Source organism: Sphingomonas sp. PP-CE-1G-424 (assembly GCF_004341085.1).
Taxonomy (GTDB): Bacteria; Pseudomonadota; Alphaproteobacteria; order Sphingomonadales; family Sphingomonadaceae; genus Sphingomonas.
In genome coordinates, this window is sequence record NZ_SLXW01000002.1 from 1,006,579 (window position 1) to 1,029,647 (window position 23,069).

34 protein-coding genes and 1 tRNA gene are annotated in these 23,069 nt (G+C 63.8%); 10 read left to right on the forward strand and 25 right to left on the reverse strand.

Annotated elements, in window-relative coordinates; translation table 11 throughout:
* Positions 1-17: 17 nt before the first annotated feature.
* From C8J43_RS09730 to C8J43_RS09800, 15 genes are all read right to left on the reverse strand, one after another.
* Entirely contained in the window at positions 18-347 is a 330-nt protein-coding gene (locus tag C8J43_RS09730) for a hypothetical protein (protein ID WP_243645489.1), read from the reverse strand.
* A gap of 101 nt (positions 348-448) precedes the next feature.
* Positions 449-895 (reverse strand): hypothetical protein, encoded by a 447-nt coding sequence (locus C8J43_RS09735; RefSeq protein WP_133030673.1) that lies wholly within the window; start codon positions 893-895, stop codon positions 449-451.
* A gap of 108 nt (positions 896-1,003) precedes the next feature.
* A complete protein-coding gene (locus C8J43_RS09740; RefSeq protein ID WP_133030674.1) occupies positions 1,004-1,453 on the reverse strand; it encodes a hypothetical protein in 450 nt (149 codons plus the stop codon).
* Positions 1,454-1,526: 73 nt separating this feature from the next.
* Positions 1,527-1,715 (reverse strand): hypothetical protein, encoded by a 189-nt coding sequence (locus C8J43_RS09745; RefSeq protein ID WP_133030675.1) that lies wholly within the window; start codon positions 1,713-1,715, stop codon positions 1,527-1,529.
* A gap of 11 nt (positions 1,716-1,726) precedes the next feature.
* A complete protein-coding gene (locus tag C8J43_RS09750) occupies positions 1,727-2,128 on the reverse strand; it encodes a hypothetical protein (protein ID WP_133030676.1) in 402 nt (133 codons plus the stop codon).
* Positions 2,125-2,697: an HK97 gp10 family phage protein gene (locus C8J43_RS09755; protein WP_133030677.1), complete on the reverse strand. Its 573-nt coding sequence runs from the start codon at positions 2,695-2,697 to the stop codon at positions 2,125-2,127. The genes C8J43_RS09750 and C8J43_RS09755 overlap by 4 nt, the downstream gene beginning before the upstream one ends.
* Positions 2,697-3,044, reverse strand: a complete 348-nt coding sequence (locus tag C8J43_RS09760) for a head-tail adaptor protein (RefSeq protein ID WP_133030678.1) — start codon at positions 3,042-3,044, stop codon at positions 2,697-2,699. The genes C8J43_RS09755 and C8J43_RS09760 overlap by 1 nt, the downstream gene beginning before the upstream one ends.
* Positions 3,044-3,586 carry a hypothetical protein gene (locus tag C8J43_RS09765; RefSeq protein WP_133030679.1) on the reverse strand — a complete coding sequence of 181 codons (543 nt, stop codon included), beginning with the start codon at positions 3,584-3,586 and terminating at the stop codon, positions 3,044-3,046. Before C8J43_RS09765 ends, C8J43_RS09760 begins: the two co-directional genes overlap by 1 nt.
* Before the next feature lie 12 nt (positions 3,587-3,598).
* Entirely contained in the window at positions 3,599-4,318 is a 720-nt protein-coding gene (locus C8J43_RS09770) for a hypothetical protein (protein ID WP_133030680.1), read from the reverse strand.
* An 11-nt stretch (positions 4,319-4,329) separates the two neighbouring features.
* A complete protein-coding gene (locus C8J43_RS09775) occupies positions 4,330-4,779 on the reverse strand; it encodes a hypothetical protein (RefSeq protein WP_133030681.1) in 450 nt (149 codons plus the stop codon).
* 71 nt (positions 4,780-4,850) lie between these two features.
* Positions 4,851-6,284 (reverse strand): phage major capsid protein, encoded by a 1,434-nt coding sequence (locus C8J43_RS09780; RefSeq protein WP_243645490.1) that lies wholly within the window; start codon positions 6,282-6,284, stop codon positions 4,851-4,853.
* 99 nt (positions 6,285-6,383) lie between these two features.
* Positions 6,384-7,256: a S49 family peptidase gene (locus C8J43_RS09785; protein ID WP_133030682.1), complete on the reverse strand. Its 873-nt coding sequence runs from the start codon at positions 7,254-7,256 to the stop codon at positions 6,384-6,386.
* A gap of 3 nt (positions 7,257-7,259) precedes the next feature.
* The gene (locus C8J43_RS09790; RefSeq protein WP_207893352.1) at positions 7,260-8,456 is read right to left on the reverse strand and encodes a phage portal protein; all 1,197 of its coding nucleotides are present in this window, start codon (positions 8,454-8,456) and stop codon (positions 7,260-7,262) included.
* A 65-nt stretch (positions 8,457-8,521) separates the two neighbouring features.
* A complete protein-coding gene (locus C8J43_RS09795; RefSeq protein WP_133030684.1) occupies positions 8,522-10,261 on the reverse strand; it encodes a terminase TerL endonuclease subunit in 1,740 nt (579 codons plus the stop codon).
* Positions 10,258-10,734: a hypothetical protein gene (locus C8J43_RS09800; RefSeq protein ID WP_243645491.1), complete on the reverse strand. Its 477-nt coding sequence runs from the start codon at positions 10,732-10,734 to the stop codon at positions 10,258-10,260. Before C8J43_RS09800 ends, C8J43_RS09795 begins: the two co-directional genes overlap by 4 nt.
* A 310-nt stretch (positions 10,735-11,044) precedes the next feature.
* On the opposite strand from C8J43_RS09800, the gene C8J43_RS22615 reads away from it, so the two are divergent.
* Positions 11,045-11,251: a DUF2158 domain-containing protein gene (locus C8J43_RS22615; RefSeq protein WP_133030685.1), complete on the forward strand. Its 207-nt coding sequence runs from the start codon at positions 11,045-11,047 to the stop codon at positions 11,249-11,251.
* Here the strand turns inward: C8J43_RS22615 and C8J43_RS09810 are convergent.
* From C8J43_RS09810 to C8J43_RS09845, 8 genes are all read right to left on the reverse strand, one after another.
* Positions 11,248-11,553 carry an HNH endonuclease signature motif containing protein gene (locus C8J43_RS09810; RefSeq protein ID WP_243645492.1) on the reverse strand — a complete coding sequence of 102 codons (306 nt, stop codon included), beginning with the start codon at positions 11,551-11,553 and terminating at the stop codon, positions 11,248-11,250. The genes C8J43_RS22615 and C8J43_RS09810 overlap by 4 nt on opposite strands.
* A 225-nt stretch (positions 11,554-11,778) precedes the next feature.
* Positions 11,779-12,321, reverse strand: a complete 543-nt coding sequence (locus C8J43_RS09815; RefSeq protein WP_133030687.1) for a hypothetical protein — start codon at positions 12,319-12,321, stop codon at positions 11,779-11,781.
* Between the two features lie 178 nt (positions 12,322-12,499).
* The gene (locus C8J43_RS09820; RefSeq protein WP_133030688.1) at positions 12,500-15,265 is read right to left on the reverse strand and encodes a phage/plasmid primase, P4 family; all 2,766 of its coding nucleotides are present in this window, start codon (positions 15,263-15,265) and stop codon (positions 12,500-12,502) included.
* Positions 15,266-15,333: 68 nt separating this feature from the next.
* Positions 15,334-15,936: a hypothetical protein gene (locus C8J43_RS09825; RefSeq protein WP_133030689.1), complete on the reverse strand. Its 603-nt coding sequence runs from the start codon at positions 15,934-15,936 to the stop codon at positions 15,334-15,336.
* Positions 15,936-16,460 (reverse strand): hypothetical protein, encoded by a 525-nt coding sequence (locus C8J43_RS09830; RefSeq protein WP_133030690.1) that lies wholly within the window; start codon positions 16,458-16,460, stop codon positions 15,936-15,938. Before C8J43_RS09830 ends, C8J43_RS09825 begins: the two co-directional genes overlap by 1 nt.
* On the reverse strand, positions 16,457-16,759 hold the full coding sequence (locus C8J43_RS09835; protein ID WP_133030691.1) for a hypothetical protein: 303 nt from the start codon (positions 16,757-16,759) through the stop codon (positions 16,457-16,459). Before C8J43_RS09835 ends, C8J43_RS09830 begins: the two co-directional genes overlap by 4 nt.
* On the reverse strand, positions 16,759-17,184 hold the full coding sequence (locus tag C8J43_RS09840) for a hypothetical protein (RefSeq protein WP_133030692.1): 426 nt from the start codon (positions 17,182-17,184) through the stop codon (positions 16,759-16,761). Before C8J43_RS09840 ends, C8J43_RS09835 begins: the two co-directional genes overlap by 1 nt.
* A 114-nt stretch (positions 17,185-17,298) precedes the next feature.
* A complete protein-coding gene (locus tag C8J43_RS09845; protein WP_133030693.1) occupies positions 17,299-17,514 on the reverse strand; it encodes a hypothetical protein in 216 nt (71 codons plus the stop codon).
* A 94-nt stretch (positions 17,515-17,608) separates the two neighbouring features.
* Here C8J43_RS09845 and C8J43_RS09850 point away from each other — a divergent pair, with 94 nt between their 5' ends.
* The 4 genes from C8J43_RS09850 (at position 17,609) to C8J43_RS09865 (ending at position 19,469) form a co-directional block, all read left to right on the forward strand.
* A complete protein-coding gene (locus tag C8J43_RS09850) occupies positions 17,609-18,316 on the forward strand; it encodes a helix-turn-helix transcriptional regulator (protein ID WP_165899585.1) in 708 nt (235 codons plus the stop codon).
* A gap of 201 nt (positions 18,317-18,517) precedes the next feature.
* Positions 18,518-18,784 carry a hypothetical protein gene (locus tag C8J43_RS09855; RefSeq protein ID WP_133030695.1) on the forward strand — a complete coding sequence of 89 codons (267 nt, stop codon included), beginning with the start codon at positions 18,518-18,520 and terminating at the stop codon, positions 18,782-18,784.
* Complete coding sequence (locus tag C8J43_RS09860) at positions 18,784-19,041, forward strand: hypothetical protein (RefSeq protein WP_133030696.1); 258 nt, start codon at positions 18,784-18,786, stop codon at positions 19,039-19,041. Before C8J43_RS09855 ends, C8J43_RS09860 begins: the two co-directional genes overlap by 1 nt.
* Complete coding sequence (locus tag C8J43_RS09865) at positions 19,041-19,469, forward strand: hypothetical protein (RefSeq protein ID WP_133030697.1); 429 nt, start codon at positions 19,041-19,043, stop codon at positions 19,467-19,469. Before C8J43_RS09860 ends, C8J43_RS09865 begins: the two co-directional genes overlap by 1 nt.
* 5 nt (positions 19,470-19,474) lie before the next feature.
* On the opposite strand, the gene C8J43_RS09870 is transcribed toward C8J43_RS09865, so the two are convergent.
* Positions 19,475-19,729, reverse strand: coding sequence for a hypothetical protein (locus C8J43_RS09870; protein WP_133030698.1), 255 nt, complete (start codon positions 19,727-19,729; stop codon positions 19,475-19,477).
* Positions 19,730-19,830: 101 nt separating this feature from the next.
* Between C8J43_RS09870 and C8J43_RS09875 the strand changes: the two genes are divergently transcribed.
* From C8J43_RS09875 to C8J43_RS09890, 4 genes are read left to right on the forward strand one after another with little or no spacing between them, the layout of a single operon-like run.
* Positions 19,831-20,367, forward strand: a complete 537-nt coding sequence (locus C8J43_RS09875) for a hypothetical protein (protein ID WP_133030699.1) — start codon at positions 19,831-19,833, stop codon at positions 20,365-20,367.
* Positions 20,364-20,546 (forward strand): hypothetical protein, encoded by a 183-nt coding sequence (locus C8J43_RS09880; RefSeq protein ID WP_133030700.1) that lies wholly within the window; start codon positions 20,364-20,366, stop codon positions 20,544-20,546. The genes C8J43_RS09875 and C8J43_RS09880 overlap by 4 nt, the downstream gene beginning before the upstream one ends.
* 4 nt (positions 20,547-20,550) lie before the next feature.
* The gene (locus C8J43_RS09885) at positions 20,551-20,778 is read left to right on the forward strand and encodes a hypothetical protein (RefSeq protein WP_133030701.1); all 228 of its coding nucleotides are present in this window, start codon (positions 20,551-20,553) and stop codon (positions 20,776-20,778) included.
* Positions 20,775-21,914 (forward strand): tyrosine-type recombinase/integrase, encoded by a 1,140-nt coding sequence (locus C8J43_RS09890; protein WP_133030702.1) that lies wholly within the window; start codon positions 20,775-20,777, stop codon positions 21,912-21,914. Before C8J43_RS09885 ends, C8J43_RS09890 begins: the two co-directional genes overlap by 4 nt.
* A 24-nt stretch (positions 21,915-21,938) precedes the next feature.
* Here C8J43_RS09890 and C8J43_RS09895 read toward each other — a convergent pair.
* A tRNA-Arg gene (locus C8J43_RS09895) sits at positions 21,939-22,015 on the reverse strand.
* A gap of 60 nt (positions 22,016-22,075) precedes the next feature.
* Here C8J43_RS09895 and C8J43_RS09900 point away from each other — a divergent pair.
* Positions 22,076-22,837: a queuosine precursor transporter gene (locus C8J43_RS09900; RefSeq protein WP_133030703.1), complete on the forward strand. Its 762-nt coding sequence runs from the start codon at positions 22,076-22,078 to the stop codon at positions 22,835-22,837.
* Positions 22,838-23,069: the final 232 nt, after the last annotated feature.

Consider the following 23,069-nt stretch of genomic DNA (forward strand, 5'->3'; position numbering starts at 1 on the left):
GCAACCCTTTCCGGTTTTTAGCCCAGCAGACTGCGCAGCTGAGCTTCTTCGATTTCACGATCATGCGCGGTGACCGGCGCGCCCCAGGGCGGCGGACAGGTCTCGTCTTCGGCGCGTCGGCCTTCGGCGAGATAGGCCTTGGACAATTCCCGGATCAGCCGGGCCTCCCATGGCGCGAGGCGTACGCAGGTATTGCTCTGCCATGCCGCTAGTTCGCGCGAACTGATCGGCACCGCTCCCATTCCCGCAGCCTCAGTCAGGCCGATCTCGATCAGCCAGTCGAAGATATGAGGTGCGGGTTTGGGGGGCATCTGAAGCGCGATTTTACGGCGCTTCAGATCTTCCATCCGGCTGAGGCGGGGCTGATCGTCGTCGATCTTTGCCCGCTTCGAGCCGGGGGGTGGCTTTGGCGTGGCACTGAGCCACGCCAGTTGCCGGACGTAGAGGGTCAGGCCGCCTTCGATGCGGCGCTGAAGTTTCCCCAGTCACCGAAGAACTTCACGACCTGCTTGGTGATGAAGCCGAGCGACTGGTCGGCGTAGACAGCGCGGAAGAGCGCCTCGCCGGTCAGCGGCTCTGTCGCGCCGTCGGGCTGATATTCGAAGTTCTCGAAGCGCGCGGTGAGCGACGCCAGATCCTGCGACGTTTCGGTGATGCGCTCTTCGCGCGTTGCCGCGGTGACCTTGCCATCATTGTCCTGCATGCGCTTGTACGTGCGCGACGTCTGGCGGGACTCGATCACACCGGCGATCTCGCTGCCGGGACCGTAAAGATGGATCAGGATCGGGAGCTTGCGCTCGGCATCGGCGTACAGCGGCTCGCCGGACGGGCTCTTGACGTGAAGGGGGGCGGTCGCTGCGACAGCCAGAGCGGCAATGTTGAAAACCTTGGTCATTTGATCATCCTTCGCGGGAAGATGGTGCGCCGACCCGCCCCGCAACCCGCGATAGCGGGGCAGGTCGACACATAGGGGAGAGCCGGCGTCGCGGGCGCCGGGAGGGGGTTAGGCAGCCGGAGCGCGGACAACCTTGGTGCAGATCTCGACGGTCGGCGTCGCCATCATGACGGGATCGGCACCGTCGACGGTTTCCGGCCAGCCGAACACGCGGCCCTGGAAATACCGCCTGGCGCCCGACTGGTAGGTGACGCGGGTCGAGTAGAGCGCGTTGGTCTCGTCGTCGGCCGCGGTACGGAACAGCGTCTGCCCCGCGTCCGTGTCGTCGAGCGCGAATTGCGGCTGGAGCGAACCATAGTCCGCGCTGCCCTTCAGCTTCTGCTTGGGGCCTTTGAGCGGCTGGAACTCGGTCTTTGCGAACGTCGCGCCGATCGTGCCGATCTTTTCGCAGTTGCCGGCTTCGGTGTACGTCAAGGCGGCGTAGCCGGCGATATCCTGCGTGGCGGGGGCGGCGATGCTGATCGCGATCGACGAGCCCGCTCCGGTCTGAAGACCCATAGTCATTCTCCTGGTCGGTTATGCCGGCGCGGGCCGGCGAGTGCTTCACCCGGCGGGCGCCGGGGGAAAGGGGTTAGGCGGCGGGCTGGTCGGCCTTCGGCTGTTCGGCACTGACCAGTCCGGCCGCGGCGTAATTGGCCAGCGTCGCGTCGTCGGCATCGACGGGCTTGCCGGCGAGGAACGACTTCTCCGCACCGGCATCATTGAAATCGCGCGTCGCGAACATCTTCTTGGTCGTGGCTTCGGTCTTGGCAGTCGACATGGTCGGTCTCCTCAGGGTGGTGCGTCAAACGAGACGCGGAAATCTTGGGTCTGCTCGAAACTGTTGGCGGGGCCGCCCACATCGGGGCCGGTGCCCGCGGTCAGGATCGAGACGTTGAAGGCGCCCGCGATATCGCCGGTCTGTCCGGCACAGCATGCGCGGACGAGGCGGATCACGGCCTTCTGATCGATGTAGCTGGCCGCGCGCACTGCGACCGATACGCGTTCCGTCGAGCGCACGAGGTTGCCCCGCTTCAGCGGTTGGCGATCGACGACGCTGACGGTGCGGACGAGCAGCGCGGGCAGGGTGATGCCGTCAGGCAGTACCCCGGCCTTGATGTTGTCGGCCGGCACGAGCTTGAGCAGTTCGGCGTACTTCGACAGCACGTCGCCGACGATCTCCACACCGGTCATTGATCGTCCCCCTCGTCGCTGCCGACGATGCCGGCGCGAGTGATGCGCGATTTGATGTATGCCTGTGCCGCGGCCTTCGCCTCGGCCTCTTTGGTATCGAGGGCAGGGCGCAGGAACGGGTGAGCCGTGGCGCCAGGGTGATGCACCGTCGTGCCGACCGGCTTGCCGTTGATCATGAGCGTTCCGTGCAGGGCGGCGTCGCCACCCTTGATCTGCTTGTTGATCCGGCGGGTTGTCATGCCCGCCCGGTACGCGGGATCGACGCTGATAAAGTGGGGACGCGTCCCGTATTCGATCCAGCGCCCGACATAGGCGCCGGGCCCATCGAGCAGGACGCGCGCCACGATCAGTCCGTTACGCTTGCGGCTGCGCACCTTGACCGCATCGGCGATCAGCACCTTGCTGCCCCCGCTACCGTCCGCACGCTTGCCGCCAAGGCGGGCTTTGGCATCCTGCGCAATGACCCGCGCACCTGCACGCGCCGCGCCGGGCAGCACCCGTTCGACGAGCAGGGCGGGTAGTTCTTCGAGCTTGCGAAGCGCATTGGCGTTGCTCCTGCGCTTCGCCATCAGGCGGAGTTCCCCGCGACGCTGTAATCCTCGACCATGAACTCGAGGCCATCACGCCGGCCTAGCTCGGCAGGCCCGGCGATGATCTGCATGACGCGGCTACCGATGACAAACCGCATCGCAGGCGTCACATCATCACGGTACCGCATCCGGACACGCGCGGGCCGGGATGCGACATTGATGCCATCGGCAAGGCGTTCCGCGCGGCTCGGCAGCGCATCCTCGACGCTCGCCCATACCGTCGCGACCGGTTCCCAGGTGCCCGAACCGGCGCTGAGAAAGCCGGGTTTGGTGACAGGCCGCTCGATCGCGACGCGGCGATCGAGCTTGCGTGCGTCGAGCTTCATCAGCCGATCACCGGTGTGCGATACTGCGCGTCGAGCAGTAGCGTGACGGTGGCCGGCACGTCCTCGATCGACCCGCCGTCGAACAGGTGCTTCATTAGCAGCAGAGCCGCAATCTGAAGGGCAGGGGCTTCCGTAGCGACGTCGTCGTATCCCGCCTCAAACGTCACCTGCACCGCGCTGCCGCGATCGGCCGTTACCGGCCACGTCGCCCCGACCGCGGGCAACAGCCGCGAGCCGACGACACGCCACAGGCCATCGCCGCTGGTGAGAGCGTCGGCATGATCGAAATAGGCCAGCGATACGACGCTGCGCACGGGATCGCGGGGCAGCCGCATGACGTCGTCGAACCCATCGAAGGTCGCTACCCATCGACGCCGCATAAGCGACTGGGCGGTGTGGCTTTCGACCCAACCCAGCGCCGTCAGACGAAACGCCGCGAGCAGCAACAACTGATCGGCACCCGGCTTGACGTACTGGTCGACCAGCGCGTCAGGAAGAAGAACCGGCCCATTGAGAGGGGCGGCAGGCTTGATCGTGACCACCGCCCCGTCTCCTTACTTGGCCTTCGGGGTCTTGGCCGTCGGCGCGTCGTCTCCGGCCGGCTTGCTCGCTGCCGCGAGCAGGCCCTCCAGTTCGACGATCCGCGCGGCGCCGGTGTCCAGCTGCTCGCGGGTCGCCTGATATTCGAGGACGAGCCCGTCGTGCTGGCTGCGCGCTTCCTTCAGATCCGACAGCGCCTGGTCAAGCTCGCCGGTGATCTGCTCGATCTTCACACGAAGATCGTCCTTATCGACGACGTGCGAATTGTTCATATCGCGGAACGCATCGTTACCGGCCTCGATCAGACCCTTCAGCCGCTCGATTTCGCCTTCGCTCGTCGTACGATACGTTTCGAACTCGCCACGCGACGAGGCGAGATCGCCGCGCAGCTGCTCGAACTCGACCCCGCCGAGGGTCGTGCTGTCAGGTTGACCCGAGAACACGACGTCATTGCCGGGGCCGCTCGTCGCGCGCTGTGGCGCTTCCAGGCCGATGGTTTCACCGCCGCGGCCTGCCGCGTCGGTAAAGCGACGATCCGTCGTCACGATGACAACCGTCTTGCGCTCGATCGGCTGATAGTCCTGATCGACGATATTGCCGTCATGGACGTAGCCGGCGACGCCGAGGCGGACGAAATACAGTTCGCTTTCGGTAGAACGCTCGACCTTGTCGCCGTCCTTGAACGACTCTGGCGGGAGCGCCTTCGTCACATAGTCCTGAATGAACTCGATCATGTTCTAGCTCCTCAGCTGATCGCGGTTGCGGTGGTGCCGAGCTGGTTGGCGTTGCCGGCGCCGTAGCGCGCGTCAAAGCCAGTCAGCGAGGCGGACAGGAAGGTCGCGGCACCGCCGACCGTCACGGACACGCGGACGAACCGGAAGCCCCCGTTCTTGTCGAGATCCTCCTGCCGGACGTTGATGCCCGCCTGTCGGTTGTCGCCGCCCGCCTTGGCGATCTGCACGATGGCAAGGCCGGTAACGGCTTTGACGTTCGCGCCAGTGGCGTCGGTTGCCTGCTCGATCTTCGCATCGACCGTGCCGGCCGCGCCGATGACACCGATGTTGAGCGAGGCGAGCAGCGCGTAGAAGCTACGCATGTCAACGAAGTTCGACGTGACAACGCCCGGCGCGGCCTGCTGCGCGGGGATGACGCCCGCGATAGCGACGCGGGCGGATGGGTCCAGGTTGCCCTGCATTTTCAGTCTCCAAAGCTACCGGCCGGACGATCCGACCGGTCCCGCGCCGGGCGCGGGTCCGGTGTCGAGGATCAGGCGCGCTCGGCGAGCGCCACAAAGTGCGACTTGCTGTTGCCGCCGTTCGCGGGCTGCACGGGCTTCGACAGCACCGGCTGACCGCCGATGCGGAACACCCAGCGGAATGCGCGGATGTTGTAATCGAAGTAGAGGTGGATCGAGTCCGCGAAGCTGACGCCGTTCTGCTTGCGGAAGGCCTCGTACCCGTTCGGATTGACGAACTGGATATCGCCATACTGCCCGACCGAGCGGCTATGCTCGTTGAACACGACGGGACGGCCGAGCAGGACACCGCCGGGGCTTTCCTGATAGTTGCCGAACCACAGCGGCAAACCGGCGCTGTTCTTCATGTCCATCAACGTCGGCATGACGTCGCTGTTCACGAGCCAGCTTGCCTGACTGGGCATGATCATGCGCGCCCACATACGCGCGACGTTCGATGCGCTGATCGTGGCCGCGGTCTGGCCCTGATCCTTCGCAACCGCGATCGTAGCGGGCGAGTTCATCCAGCCGAGCGGCTTTTCGATGCCGTCGCCGAACATGAAGGCGTCGGCAGCCTTCCACCGGATTGCAGCCGCTGCGTGGTTGGTCAGCAGCGTTGCGATGCGAGGCGCATCCTCAAGCAACTCTTCGGTTGCCAGGACGAAGGCGTAAAGCTCGTTGAGCTTCGTCTCGCGCGGGACGAGCGACATGCGGCTCGGCTGCATCTGGTCGCCTTCCGAGCGCCACGACGCAGTGATACCGGAGTTGCCCCATGGGGTCGTCTCGTCGCCGAGGCCGACGACGCGGTTCGATGCCGTCGGATCGGGATCGATGAGATCCATGATCGGATCGTTGCCCGTGTCGAACACGAGGTTGACGATCTGCTGACGGAACTCCGCAGGCACGAGGTAGCTGCCCGCCGCATCGCCCTGTTCCATGTGAACGTTGCCCGGCGCAGCCAGGCGATCGTCCATGCGGAAGCTCTGGCCTGCTGCCGGATTGGCGCAGCGGACGGCGTGAGCGAACTCGGCAAGGTTCGCGAAGCCACCATTCGCCTCAGTGGGGACGACGGCTACCCGCGACTGGCGCTGCTGCTGACCCCCGCTGCCAGTCGGGGTATTATCCCCGGTAGGGCCGGTGCCGATCCCTGAGGCCGCGCTAATCGCGGTCTGGGCACGCTCGATGCGCTTCGTCAGCCCGACCAGCTGAGTCATCTCCGCGTCGTGTGCGGTCTGCTCTTCAGCGTTAAGATCGCGGTTCTCGCCTTCGGCGGTGGCCAGACGGGTTTGGATGCCGGCCGAGATGCGCTGCGCCTCGGTCCGCAGGACCGCGATGTTAACCGCACCACCGCCCGTCGGATGCCCGTTCGGATCTCGCATATAGCGGCCGTGACGGCGTTCCGTAGCCGTCATGGCACCAAGGGAGGCGACCGTGGAACCGGCCGCCAGAAGCATGAACTTCCGCATATCTGTCATCCTCTGGCCCGCAGGCCCTGTGTCGGGCGCGCACGCCCACGACAGGCGACGCCGATTGGCGCCGCCCCGCTCAACCCCAAAAGGGGATCTTCAAATCGCTCGCGCGAGATCCATGGCCGCTGCCTGCCGTCGCATGAGCGACAGCCGGGCGCGGCCGGTGTTGTATTTGGCGACGACATCGCGAAGCGTGCTGATCCCGTCGATCGCGCCGTTCGCCAGCGCGCGCGGCGCCGAGAACGTCTTGCCGGTGCCGTGGACTGCAGCGACGTCGCTTGGCTTCATGCCGCGGCCGCGTGCGATGGCCGCAGCGAAGGCAACGTTCGACTCTTCGACCGCCGCCTCAAGATCTGCGCGGTGGTCATCGTCGAGCGGCGCATGGCTATGGCCTGCGATCTTGTCGGGATGCGAGCCGATCAGCGTGGTCTTCATGCCGATCTTGTCTTCGAACCCGGACATGTCGGTGTGGCCCGACCGCACGCCGACAGAGCCGACCTCGCCTGAAGGCGTGCAGTGGAACGCGCTGCACTGTGTTGCGAGCCAGTAGGCAGCGGAGAAGCAATACGGATCGGCAACGGCGATGACGGGCTTGGCATCGCGTGCTTCGAAAATCGCGTCGCCAGCTTCCGAGCAGCCCCAGACGTAACCGCCCGGCGATCGGAACGCGAGGACGATCGCGCCGATCTTGCTGTCTGCGGCAGCCTCGCGCACGCGGTCGGCGATCGTGTCGTAATAGGTCGACCCGCCGAGACCACGCGGCGCGAGCATGCCGGTGACCGGCATGATGAACGTCGAGCCCTCGCGGATCGGGTCGGCGGGCTTCGCAGCCTGCTGCCCGCTGAGCGATCCGGCGAACGCTCGCAGCGCGTCAGGCAGCAGGGCCTCGACGCCGCTCTGCTTGAGCGCCGCAGCGAGAAAGGTCGGGTGCATCGCCCAAAGGGCCGACGACGCCATGAGATGATCCATCGTCTATTCCACCTTGTCTTGCGGCGAGGTCTCGCCGCCCGTTGCGGTATCGGCCGCCCGGTTGCTGTTGAGTGCGGCGCGCGGATCGTCTGCCCAGGCCTCTTTGATCTTGGGCTGGCCGAACCACTGCGTGCCGATCGTGTTGACGCTGAGGATGCCGGCGGTTCGTGCCAGCACCGCGTTTTTCCACTGCGTCGCGGAGTCGCCGCGCAGCATGCTGTCGAGGTTGAACTTGGCCCGAACCTTTTGAAGCCGAAGTTCCGGCGGGATCATCCTCACCGTGATCGCCTGCTCCATACGGCGAGTGAGCGGGCGAAGCGCCCAGTTCACGAACGATCGCGTGTCCTGCTCGTTGTTGCCGGCGTTCCCGCCCTCATCGCCGATCATCGATCGCGGGATGCGCCAGTACCGACCCATCTCAAGCGTGCGTTGCGCGAACAGCTCGTGCAGCTGCGCGTCGGTATTGTTGCTGCCGACCGCCGTATACTTGACACCCTGCTCGAATACGGGCGTGCCGCCCTTTTTCCAGGCTGCGACGCCCGTTGCCAATCGTCCGGCGGACTCGTCGGTAAGCTTTTGCTCGGTTGTGACGATACCCGAGGGGCGGCGGTCGTTACGGAAGAACGCACGCGAGCCGACTTCCAGCGCAAGCTGGAAATCGATCGCGCCCTTGGCCTGCTTCCACGGCACGAGCGGCCGCAAACCACCGTCCGCTAGTCCGGTGAACCAGAACAGTTCCTGCGGCAGCAGCCGGCGCATGCCGGTCTCGGACGCATAGTCGACCGACATGCTGCGCTCGCCCCAGTTCGCCGTCGTGCGCAGCGGCGACAGCGGCCAGATCTCCAGCCCGTCAACGCCGACGGTTGGTTCGGCGAAGGCCTCGCCGCGCAGGACGCAGGTGAAGGCCATTGCCGCCCAGAACTCGGCACCGGTCTGGAGATGGTTCGGTTCGTAGGCTAGGACGTTCGCCAGCGGGAAGTCGTCGCGGATGCCATCGTCGTCCTTGAACTCCAGGGCGAGGCTTCCGACCGCTTCGGCGATGATCGACACGCAGAAAAACACGGCAGCAACGCGTGCGGCCGTCTCGGCGGTGTTTGCCTCCATCGGCATAGCCGCGACCAGCGACGTCCACGTGTCGTCACCGAAGAAGCGGCCGTCCGTCACGTTGGACGGGGCAGGGCGCCCGGTTGCTGAGCCCATAGCCATGTAGCTTGGGGCAGGATCAGAGCCCACAAGCCCGGAGGCATGCTCGTCCAAGAGGGGTATCATAGTATCAACATGCCCCTTTCTTCGTAGACGAAGCCGCCTGCGGCCTCTGGGTTTCTAGTCATCAGCATCACCGCGTTGAACATCGCGGCGAGCGGATCGATTTTTGCACTGGCGGAAGCTTTGACGATGGCGACCGCGCTGGTGCCGCGGGGCTCCATCTTGGCGTTGCCGACGCACCACTTCATGAGCTCAGAGCCGTCATGCCGCATGGTGCGCGCCGCGAGCTTGCGGGCGGACCCCTTCACGGCGCTGGACAGCTTGAAGCCTTGTCCGATCGCTGAGAATTGCCCGTCCGTGAAATCCTTGGTCGCCAACTCGTCGACGATCGCGGTGACGCCAACAGGATCGAGGCCGATCGCCTCTTTCTCTGGGAAGAGACCTGCGTCACGGACCTGCACGAGGATATCCACGACACCGCGGATATCCTCAGTCAGTTCCTCGGCTTCGTCATCGTCCTCGATAGATGGACCGCCGTTGTGCCCGATCATCTTGCACTTGGTCAGCGAACCCTCGGCGGCCAATTCATCGAGCTTCGTCGCGATGTCCTTGCGACGATCCCAAACAATCGACCACGCCCAAGCGTGACACCACACGAGCCAGCGCTTGGAGCCTTTCTCGCGCCCGATCAGACAAAGCCCGAGCAGATCGTCCAGGCCACCGCCATCGACACCGGCTACGATCACTTCGCAGCGACGTATGAGTTCGGCGACGGTCAGCGTGCGATCGATAGCACCATCCCAGAACTCGGCGCCTGTCCAGCGGTCCCGGCTAAGCCGGGTGCCGATCTCCACGTTGAGATGCTTCGCTAGGAAGATCTGCAACCCTTCGCCCGCGCCACGCTGCTCCTGCGCAAGCTCGTTCTCGATCCAATCCTCATGAACCGACCGGCCCATGTTCGGGTTCGTGACGTAGAAGTTCGCCGGTTTGAGGAAGTCATCCCGTTCCAGCATCGCCGGGGGGAATTCGTACAGGACGCCCAGGCTGGCCGGATCGTTGATCGTGCCATCGCGGACGCCGCGAAAATGGTCGAGTTCGTCCTTGAAGACGCCCCGAGGCTCTTCGTCGCTATGCGTCGTCAGGTAGACGACGAAGCCTTCGCGAGCCGACGACAGTCCGCCCGTCGCCTCGCGCAGCATCGCCTTGGCGTTCGCACGCTTGCCGAACAGCCAGAGCTCGTCGACCAGCACGAACGCCGCCTTGGTGCCGCTGACGACGTCCTTGTTCGCCGCCACGACCTTCAACTCGGCGCCGGTGGTCCTATGCTTGATCAGTCGCTGGTGATCGATGACGTCGAGCAGCGCGTCGAGTTCCGGATCATGGCGGACCATGCCGGCAGCGGGATCGAAGCTGTTGCCCGCGACCTCGATCGTCGGCGCGAGGATCAGCAGTTCGGCGTTGAACCGCCAGTTGCGGATCAGCGCCGTCACCATGATCCCGGCCGCGATCGTCGATTTTGAGTTCTTTTTGCTTATGAGCAAGAGGAACTTGCGGATCAGCCGGCGCGCCGATTGATGGTCGTACGCACCGAAGATGGCCGACACGAAGTCGAACACCCACTGGTCGCACGCCTCGCCGAACGTCGGCGCGCCGGGAAGGTCGACGATGTGGAGCGACTTGAACACCGCCAGGGCGGCAGCGGCCTCGTCGGGAAACAGCGGATCAAACGGTATCAGCGATCGGCGCTGGACGATCCGCTCTTCCCAATCAGGGCAGGCGGTCGACCATACCGGGGTCAATTGAGCAGCTTCGGCTGGGGCGGCGGAGCGAATTTGCCCGTGACTTGCCCTGCCGCGGCCTTAGCCGACGCCTTTTTGCCAAGCTTAGGTTGCGCTGACGGCTTCGCGTTGCCGCGATCCGCCACGCGTTCGGCCAGTTCGGCAAGCGCCGCCTTGTCCATCCGCTTGAACAATTCCTTCTCGGCAGCGACGTTGCCGCCCGATGCCGCGTCGTTGAGGCGGGCAAGCTGCGCGATCTCCATGCGGACCCGCGCCGCCTGCCGCTTCCCGACCTCGGCAAAATAATGTTTGCGCAGCGTCGGGACCGAAACCCCGATCGCCACTGCCGCCTCTTTAACCGTCAGGCCGCGTGCGAACGCGATCAGAACCTTGTTGGAGTTCGCGAGCGACCACGAATGCTCCGGCCTTCCACGGGTCTCCCGGTCCGGCTGGATCGGGTCACCGAAGAGATCGACCCCCGAAATTTCAGCCATGACGAAATAAAATCTCCGCGTGAGAACGTTAGCGGTCTAGAGGCCGACACCCTTGTAAGGTTTCGCCCCCCCCCGGTCAGGCTGGGCGGAGGCAGATCGAAGGCAGGCAGGACCGAAGACCTTCACCAGTCAGCCACGAAACCGTTGCCGTCCCATCTTCACAATCGGTGATCAGCCCCAATGGACTTCCGCTGGCCAGCCGCACAAAATCACCCAGGATGACCGGCTCATGAGTCGCCTTTGAGACAAGGCGAAGTCGGCCGGCTTCGAACGCTGCACGACGCGGCATGTTAACCTCGGGAGAGAATGAGTGAGCGAATTTGTTAAAGGTGACACCGTTAAACTGAAGTCGAGCGGACCGGTCATGACGGTTACTAACGTTGGGGAAAACTACGGAACGCCTACAGTCTGGACCACTTGGTTCGATGGTCAGAAGAAGCTAGAAGGCGACTTTCCACCCGAAGCGCTTGAGAAGTATTCGAAGCCAGATCGTAGCGCCCGCATATCTTCATTCTAAATATCGCTACGCCGTTCAGCCCTCTGCTTCGCCCCGTCGTGACAGGGCTTGCAGAGGCACTGAAGGTTGCGCTCGTCCCAGAACAGCAGTTCGTCACCGCGATGCGGACGACGGTGGTCGGCGACCAACTGCGACGTGTCGCCTTCGATCCTGCCGCATCCTGACATCTGGCACGTGAATAGATCTCGGACGAGCACGGACATGCGCAGCTTCTGCCACCGTGCCGTCTTGTACCACTTGCGCCAGCCCTGCTGATCACGGTTCCGATCGAACGCCTGACGATCACCGGGCAGATAGGTCATCCGAGATGCAGGCGCGGATAGGCGAGGGGGTAGGCTCTTCAGTCGGCCCATTCGCATATGCCTAAACGGCGACGGGCGGCGTGACCGAAGCCACGCCGCCCGTCGAAGGGGGTAACAGGGGGAGGGGACATTCATTGATCCGCTTGCACGTCTCGCCGAACGTATTGGTGAATAGACGCACAGACCCCTAGACGCGGAATTGTTTATTTCGCCCCTAAATGCATTCTAGGGCTTCACATGCTCTAGGCGCGCAAAACAGCCATTCCCGACCTTATCGAGCTTCATCGCTATTCGCGTGACGGCGCGCGAGTAGCGCTTGCGTAGGGTGTCAGGCTCGACCGTCGAGCCCAGCGCCTTCGCTGCCGATGACCAAGCAGGCCGCGACGAACCGCGCTCTAGCTGGCCGAGGATGATACCGACCAGCTTGCGGTCACGCGCATCGACCCAGCCCATCCAGCCGAGCGCCTGTTCCATCCGGTCGACCTCCACTGATCGCAGGCCCGGCATACGCGGCAAGGCGTCGCGGTCGTAGTCGTCGCTGTCGAGCTGATACATCTCCCACAGTTCCTGCCGCGACAGCTGCCCGCGCTCGTAGATCGATGACGCCCGGACATCCATCAGCCAGCCAGCCTCGCGGTCCGGCATGCGACGCAGGAAGCCCCAAGCCTCGACCAGACGCTCTTCGACGAGGTCGAAGGTAACAGCACCGTTGTCACTCCCATGAATGGGAGGCTTATTGGGAGGATAGAATGTAGTATTATCAGTCATATAACTTTGCTCCGGGAAGGTGGGAGTGAAATCACGGGTAATCCCGCACGCGCGCCTGTGCGCACACTAGGTGGACGGGTCGGGATTTGGCTCCCAAGCTCCCGCACCCTCCCGGAACCGCAGAAAACCGCGCTTCCCGAGTGTTGCCAATCCTCCCATGCGTGGGAGCGAGGGAGGATTACAGCGGCCCGTCAAAGTCGCTTCCATCATCGGGTGAGGGGGCCGGGGACGACGCGTTGCGCGGAGGCGGCAGGTCGCGCGTCACCGCCTTGCCGTCGCCATCGACGAAGTCATGCGGATCATAGCGACCGGCGATGTCGTCCCAGACCATCGAACTGGACTTGCGGATCTTGAAGCCCTTCCGCTGCATCTGCGCGTTCAGGTACTTGGCCGACCACGGCTTGCCAGTGCCGGCGAGCAGCTGCGCCCATGTCTGCCACGCGGCGAACAGCTGATGCAGCGGCGTGGCGCCCATCGTCTGACCCTGTGCACGCTCGATGCAGAGCGTCAGGAACTGTCCGAGGATGTCGTTCTCTTCCTGATACTCGCGCGTTGCCGCCCGGACGGCTTCAGGCGTAGGCAGGCCGCTTCCGAGGTAAGCGATGGCGCCACGTATCATTCGGTTCAGGATGCCGCTCCGCTCCGCCTGGAGCTTCGCCTTCAGCTGAATATCCTGCTGAGCGTCGGGGATGATCACGGCCCACGGGATGACCTGCACACGCCGCTGAATTCCGTGATCGGTCCCGATCTTCGGCATGTTGTTCGCCGACACGGTGTTGGTGAACGTGACGAGCAACTGGAACGGCGGCTTCATCAATTCCCGCACACCGCCGATCGGCTCGTCGCTCGTCATGGCCTTGATCAGACCATCGGAGAACTTCGAGCCATCCTCGGGTTCGTTTGCATAGACCATGCGTCGGCCGGCAAGCGCCGCCAGATCCGGCGACGCGTCGCTGCCCTTGCGATATTTGCCTTGGTCGATGAACGTCTCGATTCCCGCGGCCCACGCATAGTCGCCAAGGATGCCGGCATGCGTGTTGATCCAGACACCCTTGCCGTTCGATCCCTGTCCATAGAACAGCGCCATTTTCTGAGCGTCGGCGAGGCCCAACGCGTTGTACCCAGCCCAGCAGTCGAGGAACGTCCGCATTTCGGGATCGGGCTGCACCTGTTCGAGGAACGCGTCGTACAGCGGTGACCGGGCATCCGCGTCGAACGATACGTTGGCAATCTTGGTGATCCGGTGATCGCGGTTCGACGGGCAGAGGCGCACGCCAGCACCGTGACCTTCGCCAGGACGCCGAAACTGCAACGTCCCGTTTTCTATATTGAGCAACAGCGGATCCGCGTCGAAATCGTCGGGACGCGATGACAGCCGCGCCTCCGCCATTTTCGCGATACAGGCGATATGACCTGCACCTTCCGACGTCCGCCCCCATTTGGCGATCGTGTCGGAGAACAGCGTGATCACACCGCGCTTGTTCGACACGATGCGATCGAACCGGCTGCGCTGCTGCACCTCGTGCGCGCGCACCTGTTCGGCGTCCCAAAGCGGCATCGGGTCCTCTTTGATGCCCGATACGCGAATAAGGTCAGCCTCCTCCTGGATCGTCCGCATCGTGTCCTGCACCGCGCGGCCGAGCAGCGAGATCGCCATGTCCCGGTTCCAGCGTCGACCATCCCATGCGAGCCAGCCCCATTGCTCCACGAACAGGAAATCCCGACCGTGCCGCTTCAGGAAGCGCTCGAGGTTGCCGAGGTCGGTATGTGGCAGGAACGCGCACGCCCGCATCAGCGCGTCAGCGTCGTCGCCCCCCGGCCCCTTTCTTCCGATATCGAAGCGCTGCCCTCCCTCGTGGGAGCTTGGCTGGCCATCATCAGTAAAACCGGGGGCGGGGGGCGAAGGGCGGGAGGCGGCGCGCGGAGGTCTCTCCCGCCGGGAACGTGATGCGGCCGTGATCTCTGCGAGATCACGAGGACTGTTCATCCCGGCGGTCCAGCCGCTGTTGACCGTGGCGAGCAGCTGCGCTTCGTCATCGTCGCCGGCATTGTCCCGCGCGGCCGCTTCGATCGTCGACCGCGCGAACCGCTCGTCGAGCGCGCCCGCAGCCACGAGGCTCGCGATCTTCAGAGCGCTGACGTTCAACTGGTCGTTGCGCTTGCCCGATGCCGCCTGGCGGATCTCGCGGCACTCGCCGTCGAGCGCCCGCATCCCGTACCGGCGAATGTCCTCGTCGACGTCGGCCTCGCGCTTGGCAGGCGACGGTGCGCTACGATCGGTGGCATCCGCAGCTGTGACGACTGGCGTGGCTTTTTTGGCCTTCGGACCGCGCAGGATATCGATCAGCGCGGCCGGCGCGTCGGCGATCGCCGCGTCATCACGCCAGTCGCCGCGATCGAGCCAGCGATAGCGAGCCCCGGTTTCCGTCATGATGCTGGGCGGAGCAATGACGTATCCACCCAGGCCGCGCACGTCGACGTGCGCCGGGAGGTTGCCGCGGTTGCGGATCGGTTCGCCGGCAGGCTGACGGAAGTAGACGTGCACGCCGTCGGATTGCGTGACGGCCGTCACCGAACGCGGCAACGCGCAGCCCATCTGCTCCTCCAGATCCGCCTTGAGCGTTTCGAGCGTCCAGATCTCGCCGGTCGCCGTATCCTCGCGGGGATCAAAGTCGAGCACGAAGCAACCGTTCACGCCGGTCGGGAGGCCGATCAGCGCATCGGGATGATCACGCCACCACGCGATGATTCGTGCCTCGTCGGTGGTCGCATCCTTCAGGCCTTGCCCGGTGTACGGAGCCTTCGCCTTAAAAGTGCGGGATTTGCCTGCGCTGTTCGGCTCGGTCGTGAAATCGCGTTCGCGGCAGGGAAACACGGCCCACCCACGACGTGCGAATTGCAGCGCCGCCGAGCACATGGCGGACGGCAGGTTGTGAACGGACACGGCTTAACTTTCACCCGGAGACGAGACGTAATGTGGACCGCCGCAAGACGGCGGCGCCTGTCGGGACGTCATCCCGGCTCGCCGAGGCCGCGCTCAATCAGTGCGATCAGCATCGCTCCAGGTGCTTGCCCGACGTCGCGGGCCGCATCGACAACGCGGATCCAGACATCCGGCCAACGGCGCTTGACGACCTCGACCGTATCGCCCGGCGTTGCGACGCACATCGTCGAGATCTGCTCGGCAGGCGTCAGATCGCGGCGAAGCGAGCGGATATAGGCCGGCGCTTTCTCCGCGATCGGGCGAGCGCTTCGACTGAACGCAGACTCGCGTGCTGCTGCTGCGACAGCGGCGGGGTCTGGACGGGCTGGAGCAACACTCGCTTCCCGCGCGACCGCGAGAGCGCGGGCACCGTCCCTTGCCGTCGTCTTCGGGCCACGCGCAGGGAGGGTGCGCGCCGATATACCGCCGGGGTTCGCAACGATGAAATCCCGAACCCGAGCGACCGTCCGGGGTGAAGGATACAGAGCGCCGCGAATTGACGAGATCGTCGTGTTGGCGATGCCGCTGGCACGCGAGAAATCTTCGATCGTGCAATCGACCGACACGCAATAGCCGCGGATCTCGCGATAGAGGCACGCGCCGGCGGGACGCTCGGAAAGCTTCTGGCCCATCAGCCCGCCTTCGCCGTGGTCTTGTCAGTACCGACGATCGTCGCGACCCGTGGCTCGCCCGGCCCCTGCGACTCGATAGTGATTGTCTTGGCGGCGACCAGCTGGCGAATGCGGTAGCTGGCAGCTGCCGCATCGCTCAGGCCGCAGCGCTGCGCAATCACCGCGTTGGTCGGACAGGGCAGCTTGAAGCTCGCGGCTCGACGGATCTCGCGCAATACGAGTTGCGTCGGGTTCGTCTCGTCGACATCGGCAACTGGTGCGGCCTGCACGCTAGGCGCGTCGGCGGTGGTCAAGCGAATGGCCAGATATTCCGTGATCCCACCACCGGCACGCCGATAGGTGAGGGTGATCATACCCTCTTCGACAAGGTGCATCGCGTGCTTCCATGCGGGCGCTGCTCGTGGGATGTCGGCACCACGCGCATAGATCAGCGCATCGCGTGGTTCGGCCTGCGCGACCCAAGCGTCGAACTCTTCGACGCTTATCGCGAAAGGCGGCTCGGCAGGCTTGCGGACGGCCGTCATGCAGCCCTCCGCGTCGGCTCGAGCACAGCGACCGCATCGAACCAACCACCTTCGGGCTTGCTGTCCCAGTCGCTGGCAGAGACCATGCAACCCGTAAAGGCATAGATCTGATAGCCGATGGCATCGGCGGGGGTCACACCCTCCGACATCATCCGGTCCATCGCGACCTGACCCAGTCCGGCGCGACGCATCAGCTTGTCCAGCGTACCGACCGGCTGATGCATAATGTAATGCGCCAGGCGCCGCGCACCTTCGTTCGGCACACGCACGCCCAGGCGAAGTAGCCGCTTCGTCTTCATCACTTTCCCTCTGCTGCGCTGGTGAGCTCGGCCGCGAGTGCGCGGGCCGTGGCGCGGAGACGCGCCTCTTCGACATGATCGATGTGCCCGTCGCTCCGAGCATCGCAGATCTCAAAAGTCAGCCCGGAAGTCTTCGCGGCAAGGGCATCCCAGTTGGTGTCGCTGCGCTCGGTATCGATCAAACGTTTACCGGCCGGCTCCGTGAGCATGTCGATCGCCGCCGCAGGCAGGTGCTGTGAGAGCGCGAGCAGCGCATGGATTGGCATGGCAGCGCCCGCTGCATAGGTGCGAAGCGTCGAGAGTGGAATCTTGGTCGCTTCGGCGAGCGCCGGGTAGTTTACCGCGCGCGTCTGACCGACGAACATGACGAACATGCTCATCTGCCGTTCGGCGACATCCTGCGCGAGATGGCGAACGTCAGCCATGATGGCGTGATCCTTCCTCAGTAGTAGGGTGGGCATGGACAACAGACCGCAGCACGACCGGAACAACGACCGCTTCCGCGCCCCCTTCGTGCTCGCCACAGACGCCGATGAGCTTCATGCCACCTCCTCTTCCGTCGTTCGGCGCGCCCAAGCCTGCATCGGAACACCACCGCGCGTGTGGGTCTCGATTGCGGCCGCGAGGTCCAACGTGGGACGAACGACGCCGCGGCGAAGTTTGTTGACGAAGGAGCGATCGCGCTCGATCAGCGTAGCGAGATCAGCATCGCTAATCCCTTCGCGCTGCATATAGTCGGCTAAAGGCGTGGTCATGCATGCACAATGTGCATTTAATGCACATTCGTCAACATTAAATAGTGCAGCATATGCGCACGACAATCTGTGCGCGGGTGTGCACAAGGTGCACATGGATAAGAGCTGGTTCGACGTTCAGAAAAAGACGGCAGGCGTTGGCAACAAGGAGCTTGCAGACGCGATCGGCCGCGATCGGTCGATTGTTTCAAGGATCCTTAAAGGGGAAGTCCGCTTCGATCTCGATTATGCGGATCCATTCGCCCGCGTTCTCGGCGTCGACGCGGCTGAAATTCTGCTTCGCGCCGGCGCTCCAATAGATGTTGTTCCACCGTCCAACGCCCGCGCGGTAGCATTCGAGGGCGCATCTCTTGAAAACCCTGCGGGTAATTTACCTGTCTGGGGGACGGGGCTGGGGGCCGCTAGGGAAATAGACGGCGAAGCAATAGAGCAGACTGATCTGAACACGGGAGAGGTTCTGGAATATGTGAAACGGCCTTCGATACTGAAGGGAAAGCAAGGCGCGTATGGGCTTCACGTTCAAGGATCATCAATGCATCCAGCACTGCCGGATGGAGAAATGGTAGCTGCATGCCGCGACATGCCATTGGCGGTCGGCGACAATGTCGTGGTTTACTTACGAATGTCGAACGATGACGACGATGGTGCAGTAGCACGAGCCGTGCTGATTAAAGAACTGGTTCGGAGAAGTGCTAGCTTTCTTGAGCTGCGACAGTACGAGCCTAAGATGGATTTCCGCATTCCTATGTCATCCGTGTTGCGGATTGATCGCATCCTTACCCGCCGTGAGATGCTGATGTAGTGCATTAAATGCACATTGTGCATTGACGCAGGTGTGCAGATTATGCACATATGGCCCCGTTAGCCGCATTCCGCGGCGATGGAGGCTGGCTTGTCCCTCAGCGAAACCCGGTTCCGATCCGCCGGTCAACCATGCTCATTCGATCACTTTCTCGAGGTTCGCGATAACCCGACCTCAGCGTTCGCTGGCATTCCACGCACATTGCGCGACAATGTAGGCTGCCGTTCGTTCGACAATTTCGGCACGATTTTGCTGGCCGAGAAGCCCGCGCCGACAGATCTGTCGGACCGGGTGCGGCGCTTGCGCGCGATCGACGCCACCAGGCGCGAAGATATCCCGCTCCGTGCGCATCCCGATCAGACCGCGGACGATCGCCGGTTCCAGTTCGCCACCGCGTGCACCGCCATAGTTATCATCGGCTGGATCGTCTTCGGCGTCCTGATCGCCGCATTCGCGGGGAAGCTGTAATGGCTCAGGACATCCCCCAGCTGATCGCCGACGCGCGGACGTTGCTTGCAACGCTGCCGTATCAGGCGACCGAACGCCTCACGCTGCTCGCAACGGTCGACCAGCTGGAGAAAACGCACGCGGCGCTAAAGCCGTTCGCGCACGCCGGCACGCACGCAATCGCTACCGCGTGCCCTGATGATCGCCTCGTCGACATGCCGCCCGCACGCGCGTCCGTCTGGCGCGCTGCCGCTACCGCTTACCAGGGAGAGGCATAATGTCCGACACTCGTATCAAGACGGCCGTAGGGTCGACGATCTCGCCTTTCATCCACCCAACGATCGCAGAGATGGAGACTGCTCGACAGGTCGTTGACAGCCCTCCGGTCATTCACACCTACGCCGCCTGCGAATGGGACGAGATGCACGAGGATGGCCAAGTATGGCTGGCCGCGATCGTCCGCGAGGCTGCCCGCAACGCTGGTGGCAAATCGCCTCGGCATGTCACCGTAACCATGGACGCACAGGTCAAGTGGTCGGTGCGCACGTTCTTCCGCGCGACCCGGAACCACGCTGGCGGCATCGTGCTCGGATTCGCGCCAACGTTCTTCGCGCTTGGGGCTGAGCTGATCACTGGCGAAACCCGCGGGATCGCGTTCATGGTCGGACCGTTCTGGCTCGGCTTCGCTGTCAGCAAGTTCGCATGAACCGTTCAGCCGTTCTTTTCCTCCCTGGCGAGCATCTCAGCACGATGCTGGCGGTCCCTACGATCGTACAACCTGCGTACCGCCGGCACGATGACGCGCAGGTACAGGGCAGCCTGAGCTACGCTCAAAGCAGAAGCATTCGAATCGTGAATCAACTGGCGGGCGATACCGGCCTCCGGGCTTGCCGGATCAAAGTCATCGAGCACTTCAGCAAGGTCGTTTTCCAAAGTCGACGAATTGTGGTCACTCCAAGACGACATGCTCTCACCCTCGTTGCGCAAGAAATCGCCAGTCCTTTGATGGCGACCAATAATCTAATCGCACAGGGCGAGCACACGGTCCACGGTGAAGCATTCGGATCATGACGCGGCCCCGCTTCATCTACGCCTACGCAGAGATGGCGGAGGTCGCCGAGGACGTCCGCAGAAACCGAGCGGAAGGCGACCTCGCGCTGGTCGACGCAGGCAAGCTGTCGATCGAAGATGCCGATATGCGCTTGCGCATCTCGGCTGCCATCGCCGTCGACTGGAAGGCGTACGCGCGCATGGAGCTACCGCCGCTCGATCGCACCACCGACGCCGAGAAGGTCGCCGACCTGCAAGCCGTGCTAGCCGGTGCCGAGAAGCGGCGCGATCATGCGCGCACGGCTATGATGCACGAATACGGCGCGGCGATTGGCGGCCTGTCACTGGGCGAACTCTGGGCGATCCATGATTCACATGACACCCGATCGCTGCGGATACTGCCGTACCTTCGGTGGGAGAGCTACGCGGCCGCGATCGAGGCGATCCTCTGGTGGCAGCAGCGCCCGCGGTACGAGAGCCGACGCTTCATAACGATGGTGAACCAGCAGCTGCGCGGCATGGGTTACGTCGAGCAGGAAAGGGCAGCAGCATGAGCGCCGCAGCACGCTTCAAGGAAGCCGACGTGACCCGCGCGGTGCGCGGCGCAACGAAGGCCGGGATGATGGTCGGTCGCATTGAGATTGATCCTAACGGAAAGATCGTCATCCTCAGCGAATCGGTCGCTCCTCCCGCCGATCCGAACCCTTGGGATATCGTCATTGGCAAAGTCTGACCGAATGACCGACCGCTTAGATTTAGCAGTCGAAGCATTACGACTTGAGGATGGCAACGCCGTTCGCATTTACCTGACCACGCACGACTTCAATGCGCTGTTCGATCAGGTGGGCAAAGTCCAGCTGACGTCGAAAACGATAAAATTATATCGCGGCTTGCCAGTCTCGGAGACGATGGGCGGTCAGCCGAGCAGGATTATCAACGATCGTGGAGAGGCGACCCCGATATGAAACGTCGCCGGTTCCTCCCCGAGTACGTTAGCAGCTTCAAGGATCGGCACGGCAAGGAGCGTCTGCGGTTCCGGCGCAAGGGCTTCGCCGGCGGCTACTTCAAAGCGGCGGTCGGGACCGAGGATTTCCGGACCGAATACCGGGCGTTCATGGATGCGAGCGAGACGGTCGCGGTCGCGGTCGACCGTGCCACACCGGGGACGATCGCGGATCTAGTCGCGCGCTACTTCGCCACGCCGACGCGGCTGGGGCCAACGACCGTAACCCAGGGCAAGGTCCGCAGCATCGTCGGCCGGTTCGGCGAGGAGTACGGCAAGCTGCCGGTCGCGCGTGTCGGGTTCGAGCATATCGATGCGATCGTGACGGCGAAGATGCAGCGCAAGATGGTGCAGACCCCGCGCGGGCTGCGCCCGATCGGCGGGCCCGTGGCGGCTGGCAAGCTGCGCAAGGAACTGGTGCGCCTATTCAATTTCGCCGTGAAGCTGCGCATGATCCCAAGTAACCCCGTTCTGCTGGCGGATCAGGTGAAGCTATCGGTCGAGCAGCGATCCGCCGGCTATCATACGTGGACCGAAGACGAGATTGATCAGTACCGCGCACGCCACCAGCTAGGAACCAATGCCCGTCTAGCACTTGAGCTCCTGCTATGGACCGGCCAGCGCCGCAGCGACGCGATTCGCATGGGCCGCCAGCACATCGTGGACGGCCGCATCAAGGTCGTGCAGGAAAAGACAGGGAAGGTCCTATGGATCGCCGTCGCACCTCAGCTGCTCGAGGCGATCGTCGCAATGCCCGCCGCCAAAAATCACCTGTGCTTCCTTATCAACGAACAGGGGCGCCCGTTCTCGCGCGCGGGCTTCGGCAACTGGTTCCGCGATAAGTGCGACGCCGCCGGCCTCCCGCAATGCACGGCGCACGGACTGCGCAAGGCAATCATGCGGCGCATGGCCGAGCTCAACCAGGGCAACCAGACAATGAAGGCCGTGTCGGGCCATCGGAAGGACGAAGAGGTCGCGCGCTACACCGAGGCGGCGAACCAGCGAAGCATGGCAGACGACGCAATTGGCGTCCTCGCGCGCTGGGAAATGTCTAACCGGGCAGAAAGGTTAGACACCGACACAGCCAAAAACGGCTGAAAACTGCCATTCTCCGTGAGGGGATGGCGCGCCCGGAGGGAGTCGAACCCCCGACCGAGGAGGTAGAAGCTCCTTGCTCTATCCAACTGAGCTACGGGCGCGCGCTGAAGACCGATTAGCGTGGATTGCGCGCGCTTGGAACCGTCATCATAACGCGCCGCATGGATATCGATCAGGGCAGGGGCGCGGCGTCGGACGCCATCGGAGTCGCCGCGAGCGACGTGTCGGGCGGGCAGTTCCGCTATTATGATTTCGTGATGGCCGCGTTCGTCACGATCCTGCTGCTGTCGAACGTCATCGGGGCGGGCAAGCGCGCGGTGATCGACCTGCCGTTCATCGGCGCATGGCCATTCGGCGCGGGAATCCTGTTCTTTCCGGTCAGCTATGTGATCGGCGACGTGCTGACCGAGGTGTACGGGTACGCGCGGGCGCGGCGCTGCATCTGGGCGGGGTTCGGCGCGATGCTGTTCATGGTGTTCATGTCGGCGGTCGTTGTCGCGCTGCCGCCTGACAAAGGGTGGACGGGGCAGGCGGCATACGAATCGGTGTTCGGACAGGTGCCGCGGATCGTGTTCGCGTCGATCTGCGCGTTCTGGGTCGGCGAGTTCGCCAACAGCTTCGTGCTCGCGCGGATGAAGATTTGGACGCAGGGGCGGATGCTGTGGACGCGGACGATCGGGAGTACGATCGTGGGGCAGGCGTTCGACAGCCTGATCTTCTACCCGCTCGCGTTCTACGGCGCACCTGACTGGCCCGTGGAGGCGATGCTGATGGTGATGGTCAGCCAGTTTTTGCTGAAGGTGTCGTGGGAGGTGCTGCTGACGCCGCTGACGTATGTGGCCGTGGGGTGGCTCAAGCGCCGCGAGGGTGTCGATGTGTACGACCGCGGGACGGACTTCTCGCCGTTCCGCACGCGCGTTTGAGCGTCGTTCGTCATCCCAGCGAAAGCTGGGATCCAGAGCCAAAGGCGGATGCGTTCGTGGCTCTGGATCCTGGGTCGAGCCCAGGATGACGTAGGGTTAGGCGCTGACCGCGTCGAGCAGGCCCTCGAACAAACGACGGCCATCCGTGCCGCCGTGAGCTGCGTCGATACGACGCTTCCGTTCCTCCATCCATCCATCCGTTCGTGCTGAGCGAAGTCAAAGCACCTGAGTC